A 20802-nucleotide genomic window follows, 5' to 3' on the forward strand; every position below is an offset into this window, starting at 1 on the left:
CCAGTCCTGATCGCCCAGGCAATAAGGGCGACCAGGACCAATGAGGGTGCAAGGACGATAAGGCGGATAGTCGGGGGCATACCGCCACTCCTTGCTCGGAACATGACGGTATACGGGGCGGGTTTTCGGCTGGATCACCGGCGCTGCATAATTTTAGTCTGCCGGTCTCAGTGCGGGTCTTGAAAGCACTCACGAAGGGCGAGGCAATCCGAAAGCAATGCGGCGAGCCGGGTGATCCCTCGGCTCGCCGCACAATCAGATATGAAACAGGCTGTAGCCGGCCTTGGCCGCGTCGCCCGTCGGGATGTCGGCCGTCAGATAACCGCCGGCGTCTTGAAAGTTTCCTCGTCCAGCTCGCCTTCCCACTTCGCCACCGCGGTCGCGACAGCGGCGTCACCGGTCACATTCACAGCCGTGCGGGCCATATCCATGATGCGGTCGACCGGGAGGATCAGGCCGAGAATAAGCGCTTGATGCTCTACTGAAACGCCGAAGGTGTTCAGAACCGTAGCGAGCAGGAAGAGCGAGGCTGATGGGATTCCGGCAGCGCCGATCGAGACTGCTGCGGCGGTGACTGCGATCAGAATGTAGTTCGCGAGCGTCAGCTCATAGCCGAAGGCCTGGGCGGTAAACAGTGCCAGGATTCCCAAGTAGAGCGCGGTGCCATCCATATTGATGGTTGCACCGAGCGGCAACACGGAGCCAGCGACAGGCTTCTTGATGCCGAGGTTGTCCGTGGCGTTGGTGATCGTCACCGGCAGCGTCGCGGAAGAAGACGCTGTGGAATATGCGACGGCCTGTGCGTCAAGGATGCCGCGGAAAAAGCGAATGAGCGGCAGATTGAGCACAAAGCGAACCAGGAAACCGTACGTTATGACCATGTGAATGATCAGACCCAAATAGACAGCGCCGATCAGGGTCAGGATAGCTTGAAGTGTTTCGAGTCCCTGCGTGGCGACCGTATGCGACACGAGCGCAAACACCCCGAAAGGCGCGATTTCCATAACCCAGTGAGTGATCTTGAGGAAAACCGACGATCCGGATTCGAAGAAAGCGCCGAAGGACGCCCCTTCGGAGCGAGTTGCCAGAACCGCTGCGCCGATCAGCAGGGCAACAAGAATGATCGCAAGAACATCACCGTCTGCCAGGGCAGCGACGATATTATCCGGAACTATGTTCAGGAATGTTCCGAGTGCGGTGAGGATGGCATCGAAAATGCCCCCCGATGCGTCTGGCACGGGGGCGGGGTCGGTGGTCCCAAAATCAATACCTTCGCCTGGCCGCATAATCGTGCCGACAATCAGCCCAATGATGTTGGCGAAGAATGTCGTCGCTAGATAAAGAATAAGCGTTTTGGCGCCCAGCGAGCCGAGGCGAGCCGGGTCACCCATAGCGATCACGCCAGAAACGAGCGTGAACATGATCAGAGGTACGATCAGCATCCGGATGAGGTCAATGAACAGCGCGCCAACAGGCCGGACCCAGGTCTCTAGCCAGACCGCGCCTGCTTCACCCATTGTGTTGGAAATCAGCAGGCCGAAGACGACCCCTAGGATCAGGGCAACAAGCACTCGCTGCCACAGCTTAATCTTGAACCACCAGCTCATGGAAATCCCCTCTCACGCGGCTTGCGCGCGTCAATCACATTCGGGGTGGCACACTAGTGGGTAGGACCGGAGGGTCAATCTTTGCGGCGCAACTGGCCGGCCAGGCGGGAGCTGAGGCCCCAGGCTGACATCACTAGGCCGACAATGCCGGCGATGCGCAGGAGGATCTGACTGTCGGCGCCCGCCATGAATTCCGCCCATGCCAGCAGCAGCGCTGCAACCAGGGCGGGACTGGCCAGGCGGATCCAGCTGACATCGTCATAGCCTTGGGCGCTGCGCACGGTGTCATTCGAAAACCAACCAAATGCAGAATGCGTTGATCGGCCTTCAAGCTTGGCGCGCCGCGGTAGCGGGTCGAGGGTTCTGTCCAAAAGTGACATGCCCTCATTGTACGGAATAATTATGACATCGCAAGGCGCCCGTTAACTGCCGTTAACGAACGCCTTTATGACAATTTCATGAACCCGTGTATTACCGGGTTTATGCTTCTGCGCGCATGACTGCGGCGACGGCATTGACTACGGCGCCGATACGGACGGCGGCCTGAACCTGGGTCGCGGTGACACCATGCTTGCGCAATTCAGCCTCGTGGGCGTCCATGCACATGCCGCAACCATTGATAGCCGAGACGGCCATGGACCACAGTTCGAAGTCGGCTTTCTCGACACCCGGAGCGCCGATGACGTTCATCCGCAGCTTCGCCGGCAGGGTCGAATATTCCTTGTTCGTCACCAGGTGCGCGAAACGGTAATAGACATTGTTCATGCCCATGATTGCGGACGCGGCCTGGGCCGCCTTGAGCGCTTCCGGGCTCAGCACGGCTTCAGCCTGGGCCTTGATCGCTGCAAGGGTCGTCGGCTCGCCGACAGCGTGGGCGGATGCGAGGAATGTGCCCCACTTTTTCTGATCGTCCAGCTCGGTCTCCCGGGCCAGGGAGGACAGGTTCAGCTTCAGGTCCTTGGCGTATTCAGGAAGCTGGTTCTTCAAATCGTCGAAGCTCATGGCATCGTCCTTTCGCAAGTAACTCGCAATCGCAATAAAGTCAGCCGATAAACCCCGGAACCGTTCCAGCGGGGGTGGCCGTAGGGTTCCGGGGTTTTACGGGACGCTCCGAAGGGGGGAGTGGAGCGCCCATTCTCGGAGCTCTTAGAGCGTGTCGCCGCCAACCGGGCGGTTGCACGGGCACAGCTCGTCCGTCTGCAGCGCATCGAGAACGCGCAGCGTGTCTTCCGGGTTGCGGCCGACATTCAGGTTGGTGACATAGACGTGCTGGATGACATTGTGCGGGTCGACGATGAAGGTCGCGCGGTAGGCAACGCCTTCCTCGGAGCGGATGCCGAGGCTGTCGATCAGGGAGCCGGTGGTGTCAGCGAACTGCCACATGCCGAGCTTGTCCAGGTCCGGATGCTCGCGGCGCCAGGCCAGCTTACAGAATTCATTGTCCGAGGAGCCGCCCATGACGACTGCATCACGATCGGCAAACTCTTCGGCCAGGTTAGCGAAGGCGACGATCTCGGTCGGGCAGACGAAGGTGAAGTCCTTCGGATAGAAGAAGATGACTTTCCACTTGCCTTCAAAGCTGTCCTGGTTGACCGGCTCAAAGGCCGACTCGCCGTTTTCTTCATGAGCGTTGAAGCCCGGCTTTACGCCAACAATTTCAAATTCAGGCAGTTTTTCGCCAATACCCAGCATGACATTCTCCGTTAGAAAAAAGCGGCCCGGAACGGACCGCAATTACGCGATGGCGGCGATATGCTGGGATGTGCGTAATTAATCAAATGGATTGTTTTTTTGATCTCCATAGGTCATGTCTATACCATGATCGCTCTCCCCACTCTGCGCCAATTGCAATTCCTCCTCGCCCTGACCGAGCACGGTAGTTTCAGCCGCGCCGCGCAGGCGGTTCACGTGACCCAGCCGACGCTGAGCGCAGCCATCAAGGAACTCGAGACGATACTGGGGACGACCCTGGTCGAGCGCGGTGCGCGCGGTGCGGTACTGACACCGGCCGGTACAGCTGTGGTCGAGCGGGCCCGGCGTGTCATGGCAGAAGCCGAGGACCTCGTGGTCGCTGCACAGGCCGCCGGCGAGCCGCTGTCCGGCTCGTTCAAGCTGGGTGTGATCCCGACTATTGCGCCCTTCTTGTTACCGCGGGTTCTGCCGCGGCTGCGTGAGCACTATGGCCGTCTCGAACTCTTCCTGCGTGAGGATTTGACCGCCCGGCTCTATGAAGCCTTGCGCGAGCGCCGTCTGGATGCCGCACTGATCGCCCTGCCCTATGACGCGCCGATGATTGAAAGCGTGTCCCTCGGCTCAGACGAGTTCTTGTTTGCCTGCGCGCCTGAACACCCGCTGGCTGACCAGGACAAGCTGGGGGCGGAGGATTTGCGCGGTGAAAGCCTGATGCTGCTCGAGGACGGTCACTGCCTGCGCGATCATGCGCTGTCGGCGTGCTCGGCTGGCGAGGCGCGGTCCGATTTCGCCGCGACCAGCCTGCATACTCTGGTGCAGATGGTGAAGTCCGGTCTCGGTGCGACCTTGTTGCCGAAAATGGCAGTTGATGCCGGCCTGGTCGATCAGATGGGCCTGGTGGTGAAGTCGTTCAATCCGCCGGTCGCCGGCCGCGAGATCGGGATTGCCTGGCGCAAAGGGTCTGCGCGTTCGGAGGAGGCGCGTCAGATCGGTGAGGAAATCCGCAAGCTGCTGACCGTCAGCGAACGGGGCTGACGGCGTCGAGGATCGGACCGAGGGTTTCCGGGTCGAGCAGTTTGAGCTTGTCGATGGGTCCCTGGATGTCGAACGGGTAGTCATCGAACTCGAGGCCGGGGTCATAGGCCGTCATCAGCACCACCCGCCCATTGAAGCCGGCCTCGGTCAGCTGCGGCAGGGTTTCAGAATAGTCGTTATAGGGCGGAATCCGCCGATCCAGAAAAACCAATGGATATTTGGCCGGGCCGGCTTCGATGAAGTCGCGCATGGTGGCGTGGCCAACGAATTCACAGCCGGATGAAACCTCGCTGCCAATCTCCGACAAAAGCACGACTTCGATCGGATCATCGTCCACAACGGCTATCAGTGTTTGGGCCAATAGATCAGACCTGTTCGACTTGGTTGAGTCGCGACTTTAGCCCTTCAATCAAATCGCTCAAGTTCACCGGCTTGGAAAAATGTCCGTCCACTCCGAGCGCGTCGAGACGCAGCCGTGTGGCCTCTGTGGCGTCTGCTGTGACCGCGAAGATCGGCACATTCCGGTCCGCTTTTCTCGACGCGCGGATGGTGCGCACCACTTCATCGCCAGACAGGACAGGCATTTGCAGGTCAACAAGGATGGCGTCGATCCCGCCCGCGCGCCAGATATCCAGCGCCAGTGCACCGTTTTCTGCGGTGACCGCCTTGAAGCCATCGAGCTCCAGCGCTTCGACCAGCAGGTCTCTGTTGTGGGCAATGTCCTCGACGACCAAAATGGTATTGGCCTGCTTGTCGCCTCTTGGGCGCAGGCTGACCAGATCGGCCGGCTTTGCCGGTTTTTTGGGGCGGCAGAAGCTCAGCGGGAGCTCAAACCAGAAGCAGGACCCCTCACCCTGGGTGCTGTCAAACCCGATCTCGCCATCATACAGGTTGATGATTTCCCGTGAGATCGCCAGGCCCAACCCGGCCCCGCCATGCTGCCGCGTGTTTGATGTATCGGCCTGGGTGAAGCGTTCGAACAATATCGCCCGCTTGTCGGCGGGAATGCCGATACCTGTATCGATGACCTCGAAGCGAAGCCGGTTGCTGGACCCTGCCAAGGCGCGGATCGTCACCGAGCCTTGATCGGTGAATTTGACGGCATTTCCGGCGAGATTGACCAGGACTTGCCGAATGCGCTTCTCATCGCCGGACGCGGTCCGGTCGACGGCCTTGTCGATATCGACATGTACAGCCAGACCCTTGGCTTGGGCCTGAGCCCGGATCGTGTCTGTTGCTGCATGCACCAGGTCGCTGATTTTGAACGGCTTGCGCTCCAGATCGACACGGCCCGACTCGATCCGTGATATGTCCAGCACGTCGTCGATCAGGCTGAGCAAGACCTCGCCGGACGAGAGAATGGTCTGGGTGTAGAACTCTTGCCGGTTGGACAGGTCGGACTTGCGCAGCAATTGCGCCATGCCCAGCACCCCATTGAGCGGGGTGCGGATTTCATGGCTGATATTGGCCAGGAATTGAGATTTTGCGGCATTCGCGGCTTCCGCCGCCCCGCGTTCCTCCTGCAATTGCTCGCGGAGCTGAATGTCCTCCGTGATGTCCCAGTTGCAGCCGATCATTTTCACCGGCTGGCCGTCGACCTCCATGACCCGGGCGGCGCCGCGCAGCCAGCGAATTTCGCCGTCCGGCCGGAGGATCCGGAACTCGGCGAAAAAGGGTTTGCGCTCATCCAGGGCTTCCTGGAACGCGGCATTGGAGGCGTCGACATCGTCGGGATGCAGCGTCGCTTCCCAGTCGGCATAGCTGAGGATTTTCCGTCCGGCGGCAGACCGAAGAGCTGGTATTGCCGCTCATCCCAGAACACGATGTCGTTGAGAAGGTCATAGTCCCAAACACCGATCTTCGAGGCCTCAAGGGCGATATCCAGGCGCTTTGATGCGACCTCCAGCTCGTGTCGCAGCGCGTCTTCCCGGCCCTTTGCCCGTTCAACGGCATAGGCGCTTGAAACCAAGCGCGGCTCGACGGTCTGAAAGACTTCGAGAACAGCCTCCGGGTCGCTAGGAGCATCCGACCAAAGTGCTGCAATCAGGCCAAAACATTTGCCATCGGCATGATTGAGGGGCATGCCGACATAGGAGTTGAGGTTGAACTCCCCCAGATCCGGATCGTCAGGGAAAGCCTGCTGCAATCCGCCGATTCGCAGGAATGGGCGATTGCCTTCGAATACTTCTGCGCAAGGAGTGCCGCGGAGCGGGTAGTTATAGGATGTCGCCTGGCCGCTGGAGTCATAGACCGCGTAGGCTTCCACCGGGGCGTCATGGCCGCGGATGCGGCTCACCAGAACCATGTTCGCGCCGGTGATTTCACCGACTGCGGTCACGAACTCCTGCAAATAGACCGATTCCGGCGTGGCAACGAGACGCAATGCGATGTCGCGAAGATAACGCTTGGCGACTCTACTCAGCGACCTGTCCATCGCTCTGCCTCCACAGCCGATTCGACTTGAAGCATAGCGAAATCAGAAGGCGGTAACGATGAATATTTAAACCGCAAGGTGCGGCGAAGTGTCAGAAGAGCTCAAGGACCTGTTCCGGCGGGCGGCCAATCATGGCCTTGTCACCGTGAATAACGACGGGACGCTCAATCAGGCGGGGATATTGCGTCATGGCATTGAGCAAGGCGTCTTCATCCTCAACCGCCTTCAGCCCCAGCTCACGATAATCGGCTTCGTTCTTGCGCAACCATTCATGCGCCGACGTGTAGCCCAGCTTGGCCATGACCTCGCGCAACTCGCCGATATTCGGCATGTCGGTCATGTATTCGCGAACTTCCAGTTCACCGCCGCGCGCTTCCAGCAAAGCCAAAGTCTGGCGCGATTTCGAGCAGCGCGGATTGTGCCAAATAATCGTTTTCGTCATTGTTTTTCCTTCGATCGGCGAGATGAAACCCGATTTCGGGGGCGCAAATCAAGCTTGCGCCTGCGTTTGGTGCGCCTAATCAAGCCTCAGGAATCATTGTCACTGCCATGCGCCAGCAGGGCCCGGGCGGCCTCGAGATGCAGGCGCTCGATCATGTCCCCGTCGAGCGAGATCACGCCCTTCCCGGCGTTTTCCGGTGCGGCGAAGGCGGCAACAATGCGAGCAGCCTGTTCAAGCTCGGCCGAGGTCGGACCAAAATAGAGATGCGACAGGTCGACCTGGTTCGGATGGATCAGGGATTTGCCGTCAAAGCCCAGACGGTGCCCCTGTTCGGCTTCAGCGCGAAAACCCTTCGGGTCCAGAAAATGATTATAGACCCCGTCGAGTGCATAAAGCCCGTTTGCGCGCGCTGCGCAGACAATCTGGACCAGGTGCGGCAGGAGTGCCTGCCGCTCTGCGTCGGTGAGGCAGCGCAGCTCCTTGGACAAGTCATTGGTGCCGGCGATCAGTCCGGCGAGGCCGGTGCCTGTCGCCGAAGCGATGCCGGCCAGATTCAGCAGGGCACGCGGGGTTTCGATCATGGCCCAGATCGGAATTGAAACGCCGTGTGAGTTGAGTGCCTGACGGGCTGAGTGCAAATTGCCGACCTGGTCGACCTTCGGCAGGATAATGGCATCGGCCCGGCAGGCGGCGCGAACATCGTCGGCCCCCCACGGCGTATCGAGATCGTTGATCCGCACGGCACGGATTGCCCCGGATGGCGCCCAGGTGGTCAATGCCTTGTCGACGGCCTCGCGCGCTTCGCTCTTTTCCTCCGGCCCGACGGCATCTTCTAGATCAAGGATCAGCATGTCGGCGCCCAGCCCCGCGGCCTTCTGGATGGCGCGTGGCTTGGAGGCCGGAACGAACAGGGCAGAGCGGATCAGGCGTTTCATGGGGGACTTTCCGGGATTGAGCGAAGCGCTATAGCATGAATTCCATGCCGATGGCGCTTCTGCTTTCCAGTCATGTCGCCGGATCCATGGTCGGTGGCGGCGTGGCCCAACGCGTGCTTAATGCCGCGAAGATCGACACCATGCTGGTGCCGACGGTTCTGTTCGGCCGCCATCCCGGCTGGGGAGACCCCGGCGGCGGGACGGTCGAGGGCGATGTTTTCCAGGGTGTTCTGTCCGGTATTGCCGATCAGGGCCTGTTGAGCCTGACCGATATTGTCCTGACCGGGTATTTCGCTGATGTCGGCCAGGTTTTCGACACTGCGGCGGTTATCGATGCGGTCCGCAAGGCCCCGCGCCAGCATGGCGGGGTTCAGGCCTTCACGCGTGAGCCCCTGACCATTGTCGACCCGATCATGGGCGATGCGCCCGGCGGACTTTATGTTCCGCCAGCCATTGCAGCGGCGATCAAGGATCAATTACTGCCCCGGGCCGACCTGATAACGCCCAATGCATTCGAACTTGGAGAGTTGACCGGTCGCAATCTCTCCGATCTGGCGTCCATGGTGCGGGCCGCTCATTCGCTGGAGCGACCGGTACTGGTCAGCTCGCTGCCGCGCCATGGCGAGATCGGGGTGATGTATGTCGACGCCGAAGAGGGCTGGCTGGTCACTCACCCGCGTTCGCCGAAAGCGCCAAACGGGACCGGTGACTTGCTGACGGCGAGTTTCGCTGCCCGGATACTGGCCGGAGATCCGCCAAAAGCCGCGCTTGAGCAGGCCACTGCCGCTACCGTCAGCGTTGTCATGCGCGCCAATGAATGGAATGCTCCGGAATTGCCCTTGGTCGCTGCGACCGATGTTCTGGCCGCCCCGCTTATCGAACTTGAAGCGCAGGCGTTGTGACCGCTTGAAGCTGCCTGCGGAACAGGCTAGCCCAGAGCCATGAGTACCGACACGCTTCCCGATATCCATGGAACGGTCGCGCCCGGCTTCGAGCATGTGCGTGATGTGTTTGCCAGCAATTGGCGCGAATTTGACGAAATCGGCGCCGGATTTGCCCTGCGCGTCGATGGCGAACGCGTCATCGACATCCACGCCGGCTGGGCCGACCGCAAGAAAACGCGGCCCTGGACAGCGGAAACCCTGATCCCGGTCTATTCTTCCGGCAAGGCGATCGCGGCGCTGGTCATCGCCAAGCTCGTCGATCGCGGCCTGCTGGATTACGAGGCGCCGGTCGCGGATTACTGGCCGGAATTTGCAGCAGGCGGGAAGTCCCGCGTCACAGTCGCCCAGGCGCTCTCGCACCAGGCCGGCCTGTCGGGCATAGCCGATGAAATGGATGCCGGAGACTGGTTCGACGCTGCCCTGATTGAGGACCGGCTGGCACGCCAGGTCCCGCTTTGGCCGCTGGGTGAGGGATCTGGGTATCATCCGGTGACCTTCGGCTTTATCGCTGATGCGCTGGCGCGCCGGACCGATGGCCGTTCCATCGGGGCCATCCTGCGTGAGGATATCTGTGGTCCCAAGGGGATCGATTTCCATGTTGGTCTGCCCGAGGAAGAGCATGCGCGTACAGCCGAGCATGCCATGCCGAAACAATTGCCCGATCTGGGTGAAATGAATCGCGCCACCGAGCTGGCTTTTCTCAAACCCTGGTCCTCGCCGGGCCGCCGCGGTGCCGCGGAATGGCGCAAGGCCGAATTCCCCGCTGCCAATGCCCATGCAACGGCGGGCGCCCTGGCCCGATTGATGTCGGTTTATGCTCTCGACGGCACGCTTGACGGTAAGCGTTTCCTGTCAGAAGCCACGCTGGATGCCTTGATGCGTGAACGGGTTAGCGGACCGGACCGGGTTCTGCCCTTCGACCTGTCCTTGGGCGCCGGTGTGATGCGCAATTCGCATGCCCGTTTATTCGGTCCGACGCCGGAAACCGTCGGCCACTCCGGCTGGGGCGGGTCGTGCACCTTTGCTGATCCGGTGAACCGTATGTCCGGTGCTTATGTGATGAACCGGCAGCAGCATTACCTGGCGGCGGATCCCCGCGCCGTGCGTTTGATCGAGGCAGCCTATAGCTGCCTCTAATCCACGCCTTCAGGATGTGCCTGTTTAGCCGGCAGGGGTTCTGTCAGCCAGGCCAGAGCCTTTTCGCGTGACGACATCACCCGAGTTTCAACCATCCAGTCTTTCGGATTGAGCGCGCTCCACAGGCTGGCAACAAAAAGGGCCAGTGCTGCATGGCAGACGATCGCCGTGCGCGGGTGTGCGCTGACGCGATGCGCCCGGTTCCAGGCCTTGAAAGTATCGCCATAGGCGATCAGCTCGGTTGGCAGGATGGATGTCAGGGCGGTGTCGAAGCCAAAGCTGGCGAGTAATTGCGTATCAGACCGCCAGCGCGGGTCGTTCGGCAGCTCGCTCATTGAATGGTACAATCCAGCGACCGTAATCCGTCCCGCCGTGGTCAGCTCCACCACATTGGCGTCGGGAAGGAAAGTCCACTGATACTGTGCCATACTCACCCCCGGCCGCCCCGAAAAAGCTGAGGCAGTTCTATAGCGTAATGCAACTATGCGTCAGGGCAAGTAAATAACTTAACGTGCAGGGAAGCGTCGTGTCAGCCATTCCAGCATGATGACATTGAGCATGTCGGGTTGCTCCCACATGGTCCAGTGCCCGCAGCCTTCGAGCGTATTGAATTCGACATCGCGGCACAGGGCCGGCATCCAGGCGGCCAGCTTGGGCGGCAGCATGAAATCGGCATCCGCCGACACCATCAGGCAGGGCATGGCCAGGCGGTGATCGACGCCGCCCATTCGTTCCCAATTGCTATCGAAGTTGCGGTACAGGTTGATACCGCCGGCGAAGCCGGATTTTCGATAGGCCTCGGCATAGACTTTCCGGTCCTCCGGCCCGACCACGATGCGGTCCTCGCTGCGGCCGGTGAACTCGCCGAACAGTTTCGGAATATGGGTGATACCGGGATAAAGACCCTCCAGCTCGTCGGCGGTTGGCGGCCGCCCGAACATGAAGGCGAAGAAGTCGTCTTCGCGTCCGGTGAACACGCCCTCGGCATAGCCTTCTTCCTGGAAGCGCAGGATGTAGTGGTCGGGGCCGCCCATCTCCATGAAGGCGGCGGTAGGCGGTTCCGAGCCGCGCGGCAGGTGCGGGGTGTTGACGCCGATCACGCCGGCGACGCGCTCCTTGGCCAGCATGGCGGCGTGCCAGACGATAATGCCGCCCCAGTCATGGCCGACAAACACTGCCGTTTCGTGGCCCAGCGCGTCCAGCAAGCCGGTCAGGTCAGCCACCAGCGTGTCCATGGTGTAGCTGGCGACATCGGTCGGGCAATCCGAGGCGCCGAAACCGCGCAAGTCCGGCACGATCACCCGATAGCCCGCATTGGCCAGCGGTTCGATCTGGTTCTTCCAGGAATAGGCGATCTCCGGCCAGCCATGGGCCAGCAGCAGTGGTTGACCATTCTCCGGTCCGGCAAGATGCACAGACAGGGTCACACCATTGGTCTTGATGCGCGTCGGAGCGGGAAAATCGGTCATAGGGCCTCCATTGGGCTGCGCAGTTGAGCCTTGTTGGCGGTCGCGCGCAAGCGGGTTACTCGCCGCCTGCCGGCCCCGGGCGGAGCTGCCGGCGCACCTGGCTCCAGGTGAACGCCGCGACGCCGGACCAGATCAGCGCAAACGTGATCATGTGTACGGTCGTGAAGGGTTCGCCGCCGATCACGCCGATGATGAATTGCAGGGTCGGCGCCGTGAATTGCATCACGCCCATGGTCGACAGGCGCAGGCCGCGCGCACCAATAATGTAGAACAGCAATGGCACGATGGTGACACCACCGCCGAGAAAGAGCAGGGCAGCCTCCTGCCAGCCATCAAAGAAATGCCCGCCGCCCTGCGCATGCAGCCAGATCAGCCCTATCATGGCGAAGGGCAGGATGAAGACGGTCTCCCAGAACAGGCCGATACGGCCATCAACCGCGACCGTCTTGCGCAGATAGCCATAGGCGGTAAAGGTGCTGGCGAGAAAAAGCGACAGCCAGGGCACCGTGCCCCCGGCAATGATCAGGGTCAGAACTCCCAGAGTCGCCAGGGCAATGGCTGCGATCCGCCAGCGCCCCAAGGGTTCTCTCAGGATCACGACACCCACCGCCACGCTCATCAGCGGGTTGATGTAATAGCCCAGGGAGGCCTGCAGAACCTGCTCATTGGTGACGGCGTAGATGAAGCCCCACCAATTGCACGAGATCAGGGCTGCTGTGAGGATCAGCGTGTAGAGCGCTTTGCGATTGCGGAAGACCTCGAACATCTCCCGCTGCTTGCTGGCGAAAAACAACACGCCGGCCAGGAGCGGCACGGCCCAGATCACCCGGTGCATGACGATTTCCAGCGCTGATGCGAAATCGACGAGCTGGAAGAAGAGCGGTGAAATACCCCAGAGCAGGTAAGCGGACAGGCCCGCCGCCATGGCGGGCCGGATATCCGTTTGTGGTGCTCCGCTCATCCCCGGGATTGCACTCTCAAAGCCTAGGCTTTGAGGTGACCCCGGTTGAGCAGCAGCTCGGCAATCTGCACGGCGTTGAGGGCGGCGCCTTTGCGCAGATTGTCTGCCACCACCCAGAGCGCCAGGCCGTTTTCGACGGTCGGGTCTTCCCGGACACGAGAGACGAAGGTGGCGAATTCGCCGACGCTTTCGACCGGCGTGACATAGCCCTCATCATCCTGCTTATCGACGACCAGCAGGCCCGGGCTGGACCGCAATAGATCGCGGGCCTCATCAGCGCTGAGCTCGTTGTCCAGTTCAAGGTGGGCGGCGATGGAGTGGCCGACAAACACCGGTACGCGCACGCAGGTGGCGAAAAGCTTGATCGATGGGTCGAGGATTTTCTTGGTCTCGACCACCATTTTCCACTCTTCCTTGGTGGCGCCGTCTTCCATGAACACATCAATATGCGGGATGACGTTGAAGGCGATCTGCTTGGTGAAAGCGTCCGGGTCGACGCTGTCATTGACGTAGATGCCCTTGGTCTGCGTCCACAACTCGTCCATCGCTGCCTGGCCGGCGCCCGACACAGACTGGTAAGTGGCACAGGACACGCGCTTGATCCCGGCCCGGTCGTGGATCGGCTTGAGAGCGACCATGAGCTGGATGGTTGAGCAATTCGGGTTGGCGATGATCTTCTTGGCGGCAAAACCGTCGACCGCATCCGGATTGACCTCGGGTACGATCAGCGGGACGTCCGGGTCGGTCCGCCAGGCCGAGGAATTGTCGATGACAATGGCGCCGGCTGCAGCGATTTTCGGAGCCCAGCTCTTGGAGACATCGCCGCCTGCTGACATCAGGACGAGATCGACTTGAGAAAAGTCAAACGTTTCAGCGTCTTTGCATGTCAGGGCCTTCTCGCCATAGGACACTTCAACGCCCATGGATTTACGGCTGGCGAGGGCGAAGACCTCTTCGGCCGGAAACAGGCGTTCGGCGAGAATTTCCAGGATTTCCTTACCCACAGCGCCGGTGGCGCCGAAAACGGCGACTTTCAGTGACATAGATGTGTCCTTCCTTCACGCGGCGATGAGCCGCCGCGTGTTTCACCCCGGAGATAGCGACTTAAGGGCGCTGGGGCTAGCTCCCGCCCTGCATCTTTCGCCAGGCTCGCCAGGCAATCAGTCCGACCAGCAGGAGGGCGATGAGTTCCAGTGCATTGGATCCGAAAATCAGCGGCCGGGTCAGTCGTTCCATCACCCCCCAGGAGCCGCCGAAGGATGTATCGCCCTGGCGATGAAAACCGATATAGACCGCCACGAACACGATCAGCGCCGCACCGAAACCGGCAAGGCGGATCATGGCGGCGGGGTCGAGCCCGCGCCGGTCCTGGTCGCGCTGTTTTTCGCGGGCCCGCAAGGTGCGTTCGAGCAGACGGCGGCGTCTCATGGCGTGTCCCCGGTCTCGCCGGCATCGCCCCCGAAGGCGTCCAGCGCGCGATCTGCGTCGCTTTCCTGCAGGCTGCACTGGGCGACGGGTGTGCGGAAGGAGGTCGTTGCGGAGTTATTCCAGCAGGCGCCATTGATCGCGCAGTAGCAGATGTCGATTTGCAGATCGCGGATCAGCGTCGCCATGCCCGGGCCAATGCCTTCGCCTTCAAAGCGGAAAGCGTTGACGATGTCGCCGACCGACATCACCGATTGGGTCAGCGAGGTGGTGGAGGAGGAGGACATCAGCTCCCGCGTACCGCTCAACTCCATCAGCTCCAAAGGCTCGATTTCGCCATGCTCGGGATGGGACAGGCGGAATTCATGGATGAAAGCCGGCCCCATGCCCTTATTGGCCACATCCAGAGCCATCAAATCTTCCCTCAGAGAGATGGTCAGATCGACATAGGGCCACACACTGGCATCGAACTGCCGGTCAGAGGACCGCATCTCCATGAAGGCAAAGAACATGGCGAGGGCAGACATGCCCAGCGCGGCGGCAGAAAGAAGATACTGATTTCGATCGTGACGCGTCATATTGAGATCCGGTCAATGCGAATGGGCAGCTCTCGTAGCAATATATAATAGTTTCATTTGCCAGTGCGCGAAAAACCTGCGCATATCGCCGGAACGGGCGGCCCTTTGGCCGGACGGAATACTGATTGCCTGCCCCGGGCTGCGCGTGTGCTGTTTGCGCTCCGGTTTGAATGACTTCAGCCTTCCCCGACTTCCACGTCCGTACTGCCCCGCCGGGACGCCGGTGGGTATCGCATATTTCGCCCGGACGCGGCGCACATCAGGGAAGGTATCCCACCATGGCCAACGGTACGGTCAAATTCTTCAACCAGAGCAAAGGCTTTGGCTTTATTACCCCGGACGAGGGCGGCGCTGACGTCTTCGTGCACATCACTGCAGTCCAGGCTTCCGGTCTTCCGGGTCTTGATGACGGCCAGAAAGTCACCTTCGAAACCGAGCCCGATCGTCGTGGCAAGGGCCCGAAGGCCGTCAATCTCCAGCTCGCTGACTAAGCGATAAGCTGATTGACCGACAAGGCGCGCTGCAGGCAACTGCGGCGCGCTTTTTCTTTGCCGGAAGACTAATCGCCGGCCAACGCGTCGCGAACGTCGACGGCAGTGGCCGGGAAATCGGTGAACACACCGTCGGCGCCAAGCCGGTAAATCCATTCCAGTTCCGTCGCCGCATCCACGCCGGGTGCAACCGGTTGGTCATCCCGGAAGGTCCAGGGATGCACACTCAGCCCGAGCGCATGGGCCTCGGCGATAAAGCCGGTATCGCTGCCGTCGGGACCCATCACCAAGGATTTGGCCGGACCGACGCCATCGGCGAAGGCGGCCATGTCGGCGAGAGAAACGGTCGGGACCAGCGGGCCAGCGCTGGGGTCGAGTTCAGCCATCGGAAAAACCAGCATCAGGAGTGGGGTGTCGACCTCCTCGTTGAGGCGGGCCAGGAAACCCGGCTCAAAGCATTGGATACTGGTCGCAGCGCCAACCCCGTCCAGTCCGCGTTGGCGCAGAATGCGCACCAATTCCGGACCGGGATCGAGCCCGATCGAGACGAAATGCCCCGGGGATTTGACCTCCGGCTCGGTTGCCACTCCGGCCTGCGCGGCAAGGTCCAGAACCTCTTCAAACGTCGGGATCAGGAATTGGTCGTTGAAGTCCTGGGGCCGGTCCGCCCGCGGTTGCCGGGCCCGCAGGGTCCGCAGTTCGGCGAGGGTGAAGTCCTCAACCCACCAGTCATCGCGATCGCCCTGCACGCGGCGGCGATCTGCAAATTCCGGCCTGTCGGAGATATTGGTCGTGGTCGAGAGGTAGCGATCGTGCCGGGCGACCAGGACCCCATCTGCCGTCATGACCAGGTCGGGCTCGATAATGTCGGCGCCCTGCTCGATCGCCAGGCTGTAGGCCTCCAGCGTATGCTCTGGAAGGTCGCCGCTGGCTCCGCGATGGGCGATCACCAGTGTGGGATTGCCGGACAGCGTGTTCCACTGAAAAGGCTCAGCTTGTTCAACGGGTTGTGTGCAGGCCGTCAGGATGATTGCGGCTAGTCCGATGCCGATGAGCCGGTGATGCATGCGGTTCCCCTCGCTGATCCGGCGGCAATCTAGACCGTGCCGGTTGTCAGCGGGAGAGGGAAAATGTGATCAGGCGAAAAACCCGGACAAACCGGCGATAAGTGCCTCTCCGGCGCCACCGAAAAGTCCGCCCATCCAGGCCCCGCTTGCACCAGCCGCGCTCAGACCGAGAGCCGTGATCATGCGGTGACGCATCACCCAGCTCGTGACCGAACGCGCGGTGTTGAACACGGCCGGCGCGCCGAACATGCTGACGCTGCCGCCGATAACGAGTGCAGTCGCCAATGACACCAATGCGGTTTGTACTTCATGCGGAAGTGTGTCCATCTTAGCCTCCCCACGCCGCGCCGTTTCCTGCGCCGCGGCTTTGTCCAAACTGAAAAGACGCGGCGACACTAATTCATGCAGGCTGACCTTACCCTGACCATCGCGGTCATCGCCGGTTCAGGCATCGCCGCGCAATGGCTCGCCTGGCGTCTGCGTTGGCCTTCCATCGTCCTGATGATGGGGGCGGGGCTGTTGCTCGGCCCCTATGCCAGCCTCGTTCTGGGGCAGCCGCTGCTCGATCCCGCTGCCAGTTTTGGTGAGTATCTGCGCCCGATGATCGCCCTGGCCGTCGCGGTGATCCTGTTCGAGGGCGGTATCACACTGAATTTTCGCGAGTTGCGGGATGTTTCGGCTCCGGTCCGTCGGATGGTCTTCCTGGGTTTCCCGCTCGGTTGGGGGCTGACCACTGCGGCCCTGCACCTGGTCGGCGGAATGGCGCTCGACCTTGCTGCCATGATCGGGGCCTTGCTGACGACGACAGGGCCTACCGTCGTTCTTCCCCTTTTGCGTCAGGCCAAACTCCCCCCGCGCATTGCCGCGGTTTTGAAATGGGAGGGCATCGTCAACGACCCGATCGGGGCCCTGGCGGCGGTCTTCATTTTTGAAGCCGTGCGCCAGACTGCGCTGGGCCATGACTGGGCCGTCGCGGCCGGATTCCTGGCCCTGGGCGCCCTTATCGGGGCCATTCTTGGCTTTGCCTCCGGTTTTTCGCTCTCCCAGGCCTTCCGCCGTGGCTGGGTGCCTGAGCCCATGAAGGCGCCGATGGTGCTGGCTGCGGTCCTGGTCTGTTACGCCGCCGCAGAGACCTTGGCGGATGAAACCGGACTCGCGGCCGTGGCCATTTTCGGCTTGGTCGTCGCCAATTCACGCTTGGCCTCGATCGAGGAAATGCGACGTTTCAAGGAAGGCATTGCGGCCATTCTCGTGGCCAGTGTCTTTGTCGTGCTTGCAGCCAGTCTCGCGCCTTCTGACCTACTCGCCCTGAATTGGCAACATGCTGCCTTTATTGCAGTATTCATGCTGATTGTCAGGCCTTTGTCAGTATTATTGGCGACTGTTGGATCGGGGCTGGACTGGCGCGAGACCGCCTTTGTCGGCCTGATCGGACCGCGCGGCGTGGTCGCCGCCGCAGCAGCCGGTCACCTCGCAGCCACGCTGGTCGATGCCGGCCGGACGGACGCCGCCATCCTCGCACCGCTCGTGTTTGCGACCATTTTCGCCAGCGTTCTCGGATGCGGTTTCGCTGTGCAGCCCTTGGCCAAGGCCCTGAAACTTTCCACTGACGGACCTGACCGCCTGCTCATTGTCGGCGCCAATCCTTGGACATTAGGCCTGGCCGATGCCCTCAAAAGCGCCGATGTCCCCGTCACCATTGCCGATACCGGCTGGCGCCGCCTGCGCTCGGCACGTCTGGCCGGTCATGATGTCTATTACGGCGAGGTCCTGTCAGAGACCGCTGATTGGCGGCTCGAACCGGCGCGTTTCTCGGCTCTGCTCGCCGCTAGCCCGAATGATGCCTATAACGCGCTGGTTTGCGTGGAGTACTCGCCGGAGCTGGGCCGTAGCCACGTTTTCCAGCTCTCCGGTGTGGATGCGGAAGACAGCGATAATCGTGAGAGCGAGGATCCACGGGCCATTGTCTACACGGCACGCGGACGCACGCTGATCCGTCGCGGACGCGGTTATGAAAGCCTGACGCGGGACTGGTGGGGCGGCTGGCGCTTCAAGGCGACCAAGCTCAGCGAAACCTACACCATGGAAGACTGCCTGGCTGACGCCAACGGAGCCGGCGATCTCATCCTCGCGCGCATGCCCAATGGCCGTTTTGCCATGCTTGGGCCGGGCAAGGAGCCGCCGGCCGGGCCCGGTACCGTCATTATCCGGTTCGCACCGCCCGAGGCGGCTGAGGCGGTCGAGGCTTAATAGACCGGGTCGTCTCCGGGCTGGCTGCCGCCCGGCGCCGCTGCGCCGCAATAGGGCCAATTGCCAGCATTCGGATCGCCATTCGGGCAAACCGCGTCGGTGCCGTCGTAGATCGCCATGCAGCCGGTCAGGCTTGCCGCACCGATCAGGGCGGCGAGGACCAGAAATGAACGCTTGATGGTCATGATGATGTCCCTCTCTGTGTCCATGGTGGCGCCGGATGGTCGAGAGGGCAAGCGCGAAAGCGCGTGATTCATGGCGAATTAACCCCGATTGGCCAGTTTGAAACCTTCGGTTTTCGTCGGGGACTACGCATGCCGCGCTCAGCCAATACCGCCCGTCCGCAACGGCGCCGCCCGGTGACGCCGCGCCGGCGCAAGCCGCGCCGGTCAAAGGGTGGATTCGGCTGGTTCAAGGCGTTTTTTGTCCTCGGTGCTGCGGCTGGCCTCGTCCTGGCGGTCTGGCTTGTTCTGATCGCCCGCGACCTGCCGGACACGTCCGGTCTCGCCGATGTCGAGCGCACCGCCGCAATCAGCTTCTATGATCAGACCGGTCGCTTGATTGCCCGCCGGGGGTCAGCCCATGGCCGGGCCGCGACGATTGATGAAATCCCGCCAGCTCTGGTCGATGCCGTTCTCGCCGTCGAAGACCGGCGTTTCTATGGCCATTTCGGTGTTGATGTGATCGGCACCGGGCGCGCGCTGCTGGCCAATTTGCGGGCCGGCCGCGTGGTCCAGGGCGGATCAACCCTGACCCAGCAATTGGCCAAGAATCTGTTCTTGACGCCGGAACGCACCCTGCGCCGCAAAGTGCAGGAGGTCCTGCTCGCATTCTGGCTCGAGAGCCGTTTCAGCAAGGATGAAATTCTCGAGCTATACCTCAACCGGGTCTATTTCGGCGGCGGCGCCTGGGGCGTCGAAGCGGCTTCTGCGCGTTACTTCGGCAAGACCGTATCCGAGCTCAATCTCGGCGAGTCGGCGCTGCTTGCCGGTCTGCTCAAAGCCCCGTCCCGCTATAGCCCCGTCAATGATGCTGATCGGGCCGCCGCCCGTGCCACCGTGGTGCTCGACCTGATGGAGCAAACCGGGCGTATCACACCGCAGGAACGTATCGATGCGGCCTCAACGCCGATCCGAGTATCGCGCGGTGCCTCGAGCCCTGGGGCTCAGTACTTCATTGACTGGATTGCGCCGCAGGTGCGGGAGCTGGCGGGGCCGGATCATGGTGATTTGCGGGTGACCACCACGTTGGACATCGTAGCCCAGCGGGCCGCCGAACAATCCCTGGCCCGCACCATGGCAAATCCGGACACCGCCCGCGGGGCAAGCGAGGCGGCACTGGTCTCCCTGGCCCATGACGGCGCGGTCCGAGCGATGGTCGGTGGGCGCAGCTATACGGCATCGCAGTTCAATCGCGCCGTGTTGGCGCAACGTCAGCCCGGTTCGGCCTTCAAAGCTTTCGTTTATGCGTCCGCCTTCGAAGCCGGTTTGACACCGGACGATATCCGGTCGGATACGCCGGTCGCTGTCGGCGACTGGGCTCCGGCCAATTACAATGGCGAATACCGCGGGGATATCACGCTGCGCGAGGCCTTTGCCCGCTCCTCCAACGCAGTCGCTGTGCGTATCGCTGAGGAAACCGGTCGCGGGCATATTGCACGCCTGGCCACCCGCCTGGGCATCGAAAGCCGCTTGCGCGTTGACCGCTCGCTGGCGCTGGGTGCCTACGAGGTCAATCCGCTGGAGATGGCCGGGGCTTATGCAGCTTTTGCCAACGGGGGTTATCGCGCTGAACCGCATGGTATCTTGCTGATCGAGGACCGGAGTGGCGCAGTTGTTTATGAGGCCCAGCCGGTCGGCCATGAGCGGGTGCTCGATGACCGGACCTACGCCCGCATGCGCCAGCTCTTCAGCTCGGTTGTGAGTTGGGGTACCGGCCGGAACGCCCAGGCCGGGGGGCTGACCGAGGGTGGCAAGACAGGCACGACCAACGAGTTCAGGGATGCCTGGTTCGCCGGTTTTGGCGGCGAGCTGGTCACGGTTGTCTGGGTCGGTAATGATGATAATGCGCCAACCGAGCGCGCCACCGGTGGCGGGCCGCCGGCCTCGATCTATGCCGGTTTCGTCACGGCCGCACCGCAATACGGGCTCGCATCCGACCCGGCCGGTGCGCCGCTTGCCCTGATGCCGGAGGCGGTCGAACCGGACCAGCCGGTATCCGAGATCGTCGCAGAACCACCGGAAGCGGAGGAGCGTGACCCGATCGCTGCTTTCCTGGCCGGGCTCGGCGGGGATTAAACCAGGCTCAAGCGTTTTCGTGTCTGGCCTTACTGTTT

Annotated in this window: 23 protein-coding genes and 1 pseudogene; 6 read left to right on the forward strand and 18 right to left on the reverse strand. The window is 61.7% G+C overall.

Going from position 1 to position 20802, the window contains the following annotated elements:
• Positions 1–314: 314 nt before the first annotated feature.
• From Q1V57_RS00940 to Q1V57_RS00955, 4 genes are all read right to left on the reverse strand, one after another.
• On the reverse strand, positions 315–1607 hold the full coding sequence (locus Q1V57_RS00940; protein ID WP_300526946.1) for a dicarboxylate/amino acid:cation symporter: 1293 nt from the start codon (positions 1605–1607) through the stop codon (positions 315–317).
• 74 nt (positions 1608–1681) lie between these two features.
• The gene (locus Q1V57_RS00945; RefSeq protein ID WP_300526947.1) at positions 1682–1888 is read right to left on the reverse strand and encodes a hypothetical protein; all 207 of its coding nucleotides are present in this window, start codon (positions 1886–1888) and stop codon (positions 1682–1684) included.
• 199 nt (positions 1889–2087) lie between these two features.
• Positions 2088–2609 carry a carboxymuconolactone decarboxylase family protein gene (locus tag Q1V57_RS00950; RefSeq protein ID WP_300526948.1) on the reverse strand — a complete coding sequence of 174 codons (522 nt, stop codon included), beginning with the start codon at positions 2607–2609 and terminating at the stop codon, positions 2088–2090.
• A 144-nt stretch (positions 2610–2753) separates the two neighbouring features.
• Positions 2754–3299: a peroxiredoxin gene (locus Q1V57_RS00955; RefSeq protein WP_300526950.1), complete on the reverse strand. Its 546-nt coding sequence runs from the start codon at positions 3297–3299 to the stop codon at positions 2754–2756.
• A 126-nt stretch (positions 3300–3425) separates the two neighbouring features.
• Here Q1V57_RS00955 and Q1V57_RS00960 point away from each other — a divergent pair, with 126 nt between their 5' ends.
• On the forward strand, positions 3426–4334 hold the full coding sequence (locus Q1V57_RS00960; protein WP_300526951.1) for a hydrogen peroxide-inducible genes activator: 909 nt from the start codon (positions 3426–3428) through the stop codon (positions 4332–4334).
• Here the strand turns inward: Q1V57_RS00960 and Q1V57_RS00965 are convergent.
• The 5 genes and pseudogenes from Q1V57_RS00965 to Q1V57_RS00980 all read right to left on the reverse strand — a co-directional run bounded on the left by Q1V57_RS00965 (position 4318) and on the right by Q1V57_RS00980 (position 8145).
• Positions 4318–4671: a hypothetical protein gene (locus tag Q1V57_RS00965; protein WP_300526952.1), complete on the reverse strand. Its 354-nt coding sequence runs from the start codon at positions 4669–4671 to the stop codon at positions 4318–4320. The two genes, Q1V57_RS00960 and Q1V57_RS00965, sit on opposite strands and share 17 nt — an antisense overlap.
• 28 nt (positions 4672–4699) lie before the next feature.
• The gene (locus tag Q1V57_RS00970; RefSeq protein WP_366145046.1) at positions 4700–6136 is read right to left on the reverse strand and encodes an ATP-binding protein; all 1437 of its coding nucleotides are present in this window, start codon (positions 6134–6136) and stop codon (positions 4700–4702) included.
• A 230-nt stretch (positions 6137–6366) separates the two neighbouring features.
• Positions 6367–6768: pseudogene (locus tag Q1V57_RS15870) on the reverse strand (GAF domain-containing protein); the annotation flags it as partial.
• Positions 6769–6859: 91 nt separating this feature from the next.
• Positions 6860–7210 (reverse strand): arsenate reductase (glutaredoxin), encoded by a 351-nt coding sequence (gene arsC, locus Q1V57_RS00975; RefSeq protein WP_300526953.1) that lies wholly within the window; start codon positions 7208–7210, stop codon positions 6860–6862.
• Positions 7211–7296: 86 nt separating this feature from the next.
• Positions 7297–8145, reverse strand: coding sequence for a CoA ester lyase (locus tag Q1V57_RS00980; RefSeq protein ID WP_300526954.1), 849 nt, complete (start codon positions 8143–8145; stop codon positions 7297–7299).
• 35 nt (positions 8146–8180) lie between these two features.
• On the opposite strand from Q1V57_RS00980, the gene Q1V57_RS00985 reads away from it, so the two are divergent.
• Positions 8181–9047 (forward strand): PfkB family carbohydrate kinase, encoded by an 867-nt coding sequence (locus Q1V57_RS00985; RefSeq protein WP_300526956.1) that lies wholly within the window; start codon positions 8181–8183, stop codon positions 9045–9047.
• 39 nt (positions 9048–9086) lie between these two features.
• Positions 9087–10226, forward strand: a complete 1140-nt coding sequence (locus Q1V57_RS00990) for a serine hydrolase domain-containing protein (protein WP_300526957.1) — start codon at positions 9087–9089, stop codon at positions 10224–10226.
• Here Q1V57_RS00990 and Q1V57_RS00995 read toward each other — a convergent pair.
• From Q1V57_RS00995 to Q1V57_RS01020, 6 genes are all read right to left on the reverse strand, one after another.
• Positions 10223–10654 (reverse strand): hypothetical protein, encoded by a 432-nt coding sequence (locus Q1V57_RS00995; protein ID WP_300526958.1) that lies wholly within the window; start codon positions 10652–10654, stop codon positions 10223–10225. The two genes, Q1V57_RS00990 and Q1V57_RS00995, sit on opposite strands and share 4 nt — an antisense overlap.
• A 78-nt stretch (positions 10655–10732) precedes the next feature.
• A complete protein-coding gene (locus Q1V57_RS01000) occupies positions 10733–11695 on the reverse strand; it encodes an alpha/beta hydrolase (RefSeq protein ID WP_300526959.1) in 963 nt (320 codons plus the stop codon).
• 55 nt (positions 11696–11750) lie between these two features.
• Entirely contained in the window at positions 11751–12656 is a 906-nt protein-coding gene (rarD, locus tag Q1V57_RS01005; RefSeq protein WP_300526961.1) for an EamA family transporter RarD, read from the reverse strand.
• Positions 12657–12679: 23 nt separating this feature from the next.
• Positions 12680–13699, reverse strand: a complete 1020-nt coding sequence (locus tag Q1V57_RS01010; RefSeq protein WP_300526962.1) for an aspartate-semialdehyde dehydrogenase — start codon at positions 13697–13699, stop codon at positions 12680–12682.
• A gap of 76 nt (positions 13700–13775) precedes the next feature.
• Positions 13776–14084 carry a hypothetical protein gene (locus tag Q1V57_RS01015; RefSeq protein WP_300526964.1) on the reverse strand — a complete coding sequence of 103 codons (309 nt, stop codon included), beginning with the start codon at positions 14082–14084 and terminating at the stop codon, positions 13776–13778.
• Positions 14081–14659 carry a hypothetical protein gene (locus Q1V57_RS01020; RefSeq protein WP_300526965.1) on the reverse strand — a complete coding sequence of 193 codons (579 nt, stop codon included), beginning with the start codon at positions 14657–14659 and terminating at the stop codon, positions 14081–14083. The genes Q1V57_RS01015 and Q1V57_RS01020 overlap by 4 nt, the downstream gene beginning before the upstream one ends.
• A gap of 278 nt (positions 14660–14937) precedes the next feature.
• On the opposite strand from Q1V57_RS01020, the gene Q1V57_RS01025 reads away from it, so the two are divergent.
• On the forward strand, positions 14938–15150 hold the full coding sequence (locus tag Q1V57_RS01025) for a cold-shock protein (protein ID WP_300526966.1): 213 nt from the start codon (positions 14938–14940) through the stop codon (positions 15148–15150).
• Between the two features lie 68 nt (positions 15151–15218).
• On the opposite strand, the gene Q1V57_RS01030 is transcribed toward Q1V57_RS01025, so the two are convergent.
• Both Q1V57_RS01030 and Q1V57_RS01035 read right to left on the reverse strand, forming a co-directional pair.
• Positions 15219–16217: a glycerophosphodiester phosphodiesterase family protein gene (locus Q1V57_RS01030; protein WP_300526967.1), complete on the reverse strand. Its 999-nt coding sequence runs from the start codon at positions 16215–16217 to the stop codon at positions 15219–15221.
• 69 nt (positions 16218–16286) lie between these two features.
• A complete protein-coding gene (locus Q1V57_RS01035) occupies positions 16287–16544 on the reverse strand; it encodes a hypothetical protein (protein WP_300526968.1) in 258 nt (85 codons plus the stop codon).
• A 75-nt stretch (positions 16545–16619) separates the two neighbouring features.
• Here Q1V57_RS01035 and Q1V57_RS01040 point away from each other — a divergent pair, with 75 nt between their 5' ends.
• On the forward strand, positions 16620–18467 hold the full coding sequence (locus Q1V57_RS01040) for a sodium:proton antiporter (RefSeq protein ID WP_300526969.1): 1848 nt from the start codon (positions 16620–16622) through the stop codon (positions 18465–18467).
• On the opposite strand, the gene Q1V57_RS01045 is transcribed toward Q1V57_RS01040, so the two are convergent.
• Positions 18464–18652, reverse strand: a complete 189-nt coding sequence (locus Q1V57_RS01045; RefSeq protein WP_300526970.1) for a hypothetical protein — start codon at positions 18650–18652, stop codon at positions 18464–18466. The genes Q1V57_RS01040 and Q1V57_RS01045 overlap by 4 nt on opposite strands.
• Positions 18653–18781: 129 nt before the next feature.
• Between Q1V57_RS01045 and Q1V57_RS01050 the strand changes: the two genes are divergently transcribed.
• The gene (locus Q1V57_RS01050; protein WP_300526971.1) at positions 18782–20764 is read left to right on the forward strand and encodes a PBP1A family penicillin-binding protein; all 1983 of its coding nucleotides are present in this window, start codon (positions 18782–18784) and stop codon (positions 20762–20764) included.
• Positions 20765–20802: the final 38 nt, after the last annotated feature.

Source organism: Maricaulis sp., from assembly GCF_030149425.1.
Lineage (GTDB): Bacteria > Pseudomonadota > Alphaproteobacteria > Caulobacterales > Maricaulaceae > Maricaulis.